The following is a 6,682-nucleotide window of genomic DNA, read 5'->3' on the forward strand; positions in this document are numbered from 1 at the left end:
CTCCAACCCTGTCCATGTGGTTTATGGCGCCGATTTTAAGGTGGTATTAAAAGGATCTGACAACCTGATCCCTCACTTTAAAACCAAGGTTATGAGCAGCGTATTGTATCTGGAATATGAGCGCACAAGTGTACAACATGACGATATTGAGGTATTTATTACCATGCCTTTGATAGACCGTGTTTCGTTAAGCGGTAGCGGGGAGGTTGAAATAAAAGGTCAGTTTCCTGATGTTGATACATTTAGGGCTTCTCTTAGCGGATCCGGAGAAATTGAGGTTGACGAGACCTTTAATGCCAGACAGGCAAAAGTAGATATTTCAGGTTCTGGCAATGCAGATCTGGAGAAGCTAAATGCTAAAAATGCCGACATAGACATATCTGGAAGTGGTGATGTGAAAATCAAAGTACAGGATCTGTTAAAGGCTGCAATAAGCGGCAGCGGTAAAGTATACTACTGGGGTAGTCCACAGGTTAATTCCGATATCAGCGGTTCTGGAAAAGTAATTAAATTTTAAAAACTACGGTCATGGCTTCACTTCAATCAATTTGGCAAAACTTCATCTCTACATTCGGAGCAGCAAGAATTCCGATTAATGACATCCATCAGCTAGAGAAAAGTGCCCCCGACTTACTGATATATGCATTGCCGTTGGTGTTCTTTTGCACGGCTTTGGAATGTGGATTTTCTCACTTTGCTGAACATAAAAGCTATGAGAAGAAAGAAACCATAGGTTCACTTTTCATTGGCCTTGGAAATTTAGCTGTTAACCTTTTAATGAAAGCAATATTGCTTTACGGTGCAGTGTGGATTTACAATGTTTTGCCATGGCGCATGCATTTGAGCTGGTGGAGCCTGATTCCGTGTTTTATCATTTATGACTGCTGCAGTTACTGGTCGCACCGCATATCTCATTTCAACAGGTTCTTTTGGGCAACACATGTAGTGCACCACTCGGCCGAGCATTACAATTTAACGGTGGCTTTCAGACAAAGCTGGGTGCAGCATTTTAAAACTGTATTTTTTATACCGGTGGCTTTAATGGGTTTTAACCCGGTTATATTCTTTGTTGCCAGTCAGTTGAGCACGTTATATCAGTTTTGGGTACATACCGAAGCCATTGGAAAATTGCATCCTTTTATTGAAAAGTACTTTGGTACGCCATCTAACCACAGGGTGCATCACGGCAGTCAGGAGAAATACCTGGATAAGAACTTTGGTGCTACGTTTATGATCTGGGACCATTTGTTTGGCACTTTTCAATATGAAGAAGAAAAGCCCGTGTATGGCCTTACTACGCCTGTAGGCAATAAAACGAATCCTTTTATTTTGAACTTTCATGAATACAGGGACATGATAAAGGATGTGAAGCAGAGCGATGGGATTAAAGAAATGCTTTTCTTCATTTTTGCCAGTCCGGGTAAGATTTACAGACACAAACTTGCCAATATTGAGCAGGCCGATAAAGCTCCGGTTTTAGATAAAGCAACTTACCTTAAGAACAAGGGAATAAAGGTTTTAAAGTTTGCAGGTATGCTGCTGGTGATCATTTTATTGCTTAGTGAGTCGTTAGATGTTTTAAGCCAGCCTTTAAAGAAAGCGGTTGAAGCTGAAACCTCGGCCCTGCCTACTCCTATTGGAGAAAACCTGTTGTTTTTTCTGCAGAGAAACCCTGATGCCAATACGGTAATTTATGAGCTTAACTTTAAAAGTGAAGGGGTTTTGGATCGTGAAAACCCAGTTAAAGGATCGTGGATCAGGTATGCAGAGCAAGGCAAATACAAAGAGCTGACCGGTATTGAGCGCAGGTTTGCCTATGGGGTAAAATGTAAAGCTTTGGAGAATGGGGAATTTGAGATCAGGTTGGTTGCGTATAAAAAGCTGCCATTGTATCTTAAAAGGTCTGAAATTGATAATAAATATAAGATTTATATAAAGGATGAGGGCAAGGATTTATTGTTGAAACGGGTTTTTGTTAGGGTAAATGGTGGTTCGTTCTGGTTCCCAAAGGTAGAGTACATTGATTTGATAACAGTGAATAGCGCGTCAGGGATTGAGATTTTAAAGCGGATTGAGATTTAGGGGCGGGCGGGCACGCCTGGGTAATCGCCACGTCATCCTGAATTTATTTCAGGATCTCTCACTAGAAAGGCGTAATAGCGCTTCCGAGATCCTGAAATAAATTCAGGATGACGATCGCCGACGAGGAAGGATGACGACCATGTGGGACAACGCTTAAAAAAAACTAATATATTTGAACAGACCAGCAATAAATTAAAGTAGTAAGAAACAAACCAGTGATAAATCAAAAAACCGCCCTTCTGCATCAATATGATGATAAAGCATTTGAGCAAATGTTCAAAGCGCATTATAAAGAGCTTCACTCCTATGCCAATGTAATGCTTAGGGACGAAGACACTGCGGAAGAAATTGTACAATCTATGTTTCTTAAATTCTGGGAAAAGAGAGAATTGTTAAACGTGCAGACATCAATAAAAGCATATCTGTACAAATGTGTTTATAACGATAGCTTAAACTACCTTAAACACCAAAAAGTTAAAACGAAATACCAGGATTTTGCCGCATATACCATGAACGATCATCATGAAGCTGCATCATCAAGAGTAGAGCTTACTGAACTTCAATATAAGCTGCAGGAGGCGTTAAATGAATTACCTGAGCATTGCAGAACCATTTTCCAGATGAGCAGGTTTGAGGAATTGAAATACAGAGAAATAGCCGAGCAACTGGATCTTTCTATTAAAACAGTAGAAAACCAGATGGGCAAAGCTTTAAAGATATTGCGTTTGAAACTGGCCGATTTCATCACGCTCATTTTACCAGGCATAATCATGTATTACAAAGATTTTTTTAATTAAGAGGAACAGATGACCGAGGAAATATTGATAAAGTTTCTTTTAAAAGAAACAAGTGAAGAAGAAAGTATTGCTGTACAAAAATGGCTGGATGAGGCTACCTCTAACAGGGCCGAATTTACCCAGCTGGAAAGAATCTGGACTGCAAGTAAAAGTTTAAGTACTACCAGCAATGTTGATGAAGAACAGGCATGGACAAAATTCAAAGCAAGAACGGCTTCGGGATCAAAGGAAGCTATTGTGCGACCAATTAAGCAAAATTTCGGGTGGTTAAAAATTGCCGCTGTATTGGTTTTAGTAGCCGGAGCATGGATGATGTACAATGTATTTGGCCCCGCAAATTATACGGATCTTGTGGCCAGCAATAAGGTGATCGTTGAACACCTTCCCGACGGATCGGAAGTAACTTTGAATAAAAACTCGCAGATCAGCTATGTGACAGATTTTAAAGACGAACGCAGTGTGAGGCTTAAACAAGGTGATGTGTTTTTTAATGTGGCGCACGATAAATCAAAACCTTTTGTAATAAAGATTAATAAAGTATCGGTAACGGTTGTTGGTACTTCCTTTAATGTGAAACACTTAAAAGGAGAAACTGAGGTAATTGTAGAAACAGGTATTGTAAAAGTGAGCAATGGCAATGAAATGGTAGAGCTGCATAAAGGAGAGAAAGTTTTGATTAAAGAGGTATCGCCTAAATTGATTAAAGAGCAGAATACAGATCAGCTGTATAGCTATTACCGCAGCGGAAAGTTTGTATTCTATAAAACACCTCTTTGGAAGGTGGTAGAGGTTTTAAATGAGGCTTATGATGTGCATATCGTTATACAAGACCCTTCTATTGCCAATGAAACACTTAATACTACGCTTGAAGAGGCTAATCAATTAGATAAAAACCTGGGGTATATTAAAGAGACTATGCAGAATTTAAAAATAGATCGTAACGATGGACAGATCACGCTGTCTAAAATTAAATAATGAGATTAAAAATAATCATAGCCCTATTATTTATAACCGGATATTGTAAGGCCCAGTCGTCCGTAACCAATTACCTCCGTAATTTGGACAGAAGGGTTAATCTGGATATAAAACAACAACCGATTTCTGAGGTGCTCAACAAAATGAGTAAGGCAGGCGATTTCTATTTTTCGTACACAGGCTCTTTATTTAAGCAGGATAGCATAGTAACCCTGAAGGTGAAGGATATGCAGGTTAGAGACATACTTGACCGCTTATTTAACGGAAAAGTGGATTATAAAGAAACCGGACAGTACATTATACTTCGCTATGCAGCCAACCACCTGACTATTGAACCCGAAAATATTACCAGCGCGGATAAACTGTACATCATTAGCGGATATGTTATTGATACGGAAACGGGCAAAAAAATAAAACAGGCAAGCGTTTACGAAAAACGTTTACTCCAATCGACACTTACGGATAACGAGGGTTATTTCAGGCTTCGCTTTAAGGGTGAACATACGGACGTTACTTTAACGGCCAGTAAAGATACCTACAGGGATACTTCGCTGGTTTTTCTGGCTGATATTACAGTTAAGCCCGAAGGTTATAAAGAGGAAGATTCTGAGCAGGGCAGTGAGTTTTTTAATTCGATTGAGAACTCGGGAATCAGCAGGTTCTTTATTTCTTCAAAACAAAGAATGCAGAGTTTAAATATTCCTGATTTCTTTGCAAACACCCCCTTTCAGGCTTCGCTTACCCCCGGTTTAAGTACACATGGGATAATGAGTTCGCAGGTGATAAATAAAGTATCACTGAATATTTTAGGTGGTTATACTGCCGGAACAGATGGTGTTGAGGTGGCCGGTGTGTTTAACATTACCAAAGGAAACGTGAAGAAGTTGCAGGTAGCCGGTGTGTTTAATGGCGTGGGCGGCTCTGTAGATGGTGTACAGGTGGCTGGGGTGCTTAATGATGTAAGAACGAGTGTTAAAGGTGTGCAGGTTGCTGGTTTGCTTAACCACGTGAAAGAGAAGGCCGAAGGTTTTCAGATTGCAGGGCTTGCCAATGTGGTATCCAAGGATGCGAAAGGTATGCAAGTTGCAGGCCTGATCAATGTGGTATCTCAGGACACAAAGGGTTTTCAGATTGCAGGGCTTGGGAATCTGGCTTCTAAAAACCTTAATGGAATGCAAATAGCAGGTCTTGGTAACATCACCTCACAACGAATGAAGGGGACTCAGATTGCCGGTTTGTTTAATTATGCTAAGGAAATGGATGGTTTTCAGATTGGTATCGTAAATATTTCAGGAAAATCGGATGGCTATAGCCTAGGCCTGATCAATTTTGTTAAGAATGGCTATCATAAGCTTAGTTTCTCTACAAATGAGACCATAAATGCGAATGTTTCTTTTAAAATGGGGAATGCAAAGTTGTACAACATCATATTGGCTGGAAAAAACTTTGCCGATTCTGCTAATATTGAAACTGCGGGTTTAGGCTTTGGCCACGACTTTATATTCAGCAACAGATTCTCTGTAGCGGCCGAGATCACCTCTCAATATTTGTATCTGGGCAATTGGGATTACTCCAATTTCCTGCACAGGTTCCAGACCAACCTCCAGATTCAGTTGGTTAAAGGTATAACCGTATTTGGCGGACCGGTTTATTCTATTTACTCTACAGAAGCTCCTGAAGGTTCAAGCGGCAAAGGCTACAAACAAAACATAGCGCCCGCAAAGCATGATTACATCAGCAAAAGGGCTAAGGGTTGGATTGGCTGGAATGTGGGTATTACCATTATGTAGCGGTTAACATTTTTACCACTTCGGCTACTCCGGCGGTTGCGGTTTTTTCTATTTTAACTATGTTTTTATAATGGTCTACCTCCTACCTCAGGTATTTTAGGGTCAATTATGTATTTAACTGTGGTACGCGGAACAAAATTTATTAAACCTGCTGCCGGATAAACGGCCAGAGAAGTGCCTATCAGCATAAAAACATGGGCTTTTGAGCAAATTGAGGTAGCGGGGCCTATCATAGGCACATCTTCTCCAAACCAAACTACATGTGGCCTTAGTTGCGCGCCAAGTTCACAATACTCCCCTGTTTTAAGCTCCCATCCGTTTATCGGGTAAGTTAAATCGGGGTTCAGATCTGATTGTGAGCGGGTAATTACGCCGTGTAAATGGGTAACTTTTGTTGATCCGGCACGCTCATGCAAATCATCTATGTTTTGGGTAATGATGTGTACATCGAAAAACTCTTCGAGATCAGCAAGGGCTTTGTGAGCGGCGTTTGGCTTTGCTTCCAGCACTTGCTTCCTTCTTTGATTATAGAAGTCTTGTACCATTGCAGGATTGCGTTTCCAGGCCTCTGGTGTGGCTACATCGTAAACGTTGTATCCTTCCCACAGTCCATCGGTATCTCTGAAGGTTTTTAAACCGCTCTCGGCGCTGATGCCTGCTCCGGTTAATACTACAAGTTTTCTTTTCATAGAGAGTTGTTTGGTTTTTGAGTTAGCTGTTTGGTTAAAAGGCTGTGCAATTGCAAATGCCCTTTCCGCGGTCGTCATATCGACGATAGGAGAGATCTCTTGGTTATGCCAATTTGCCTGGCACAGCTATTTAGTGATCAAGAGATCTCTCCTATCGTCGATATGACGAATTCCCCGAGATGACGGGGTGTGCTATTCGGTTCTCAGGATGACGAGCTACTTCAGTATGACTGACCACAACTAATTTCCTTTTAAATTTAAAAGGCTGTTCTTTAGAACAGCCTTCAATATTTCAATATAATATTAATATAATAAATACTTTAATTACAATTATACCGCTGTATTTGCT

6 protein-coding genes are annotated in these 6,682 nt (G+C 40.6%); 5 read left to right on the top strand and 1 reads right to left on the bottom strand.

What is annotated here, in order from left to right:
* The 5 genes from AC1DDX_RS21945 to AC1DDX_RS21965 all read left to right on the top strand — a co-directional run.
* The coding region (locus AC1DDX_RS21945) for a GIN domain-containing protein (protein WP_477622598.1) at nt 1-517 on the top strand (517 nt) is incomplete at its 5' end.
* Nucleotides 518-528: 11 nt separating this feature from the next.
* Complete coding sequence (locus AC1DDX_RS21950; protein ID WP_288884352.1) at nt 529-2,082, top strand: DUF4833 domain-containing protein; 1,554 nt, start codon at nt 529-531, stop codon at nt 2,080-2,082.
* A 215-nt stretch (nt 2,083-2,297) separates the two neighbouring features.
* A complete protein-coding gene (locus AC1DDX_RS21955; protein ID WP_288884351.1) occupies nt 2,298-2,879 on the top strand; it encodes an RNA polymerase sigma-70 factor in 582 nt (193 codons plus the stop codon).
* 9 nt (nt 2,880-2,888) lie between these two features.
* Nucleotides 2,889-3,854, top strand: coding sequence for a FecR family protein (locus tag AC1DDX_RS21960; protein ID WP_172663277.1), 966 nt, complete (start codon nt 2,889-2,891; stop codon nt 3,852-3,854).
* Nucleotides 3,854-5,644 (top strand): peptidase associated/transthyretin-like domain-containing protein, encoded by a 1,791-nt coding sequence (locus AC1DDX_RS21965; protein WP_477622599.1) that lies wholly within the window; start codon nt 3,854-3,856, stop codon nt 5,642-5,644. Before AC1DDX_RS21960 ends, AC1DDX_RS21965 begins: the two co-directional genes overlap by 1 nt.
* 65 nt (nt 5,645-5,709) lie before the next feature.
* Here the strand turns inward: AC1DDX_RS21965 and AC1DDX_RS21970 are convergent, their stop codons facing one another.
* Nucleotides 5,710-6,333, bottom strand: a complete 624-nt coding sequence (locus tag AC1DDX_RS21970) for a Sir2 family NAD-dependent protein deacetylase (RefSeq protein ID WP_477622600.1) — start codon at nt 6,331-6,333, stop codon at nt 5,710-5,712.
* Between the last annotated feature and the right edge of the window lie 349 nt (nt 6,334-6,682).

The organism is Pedobacter sp. 10L46_2, from assembly GCF_056395165.1.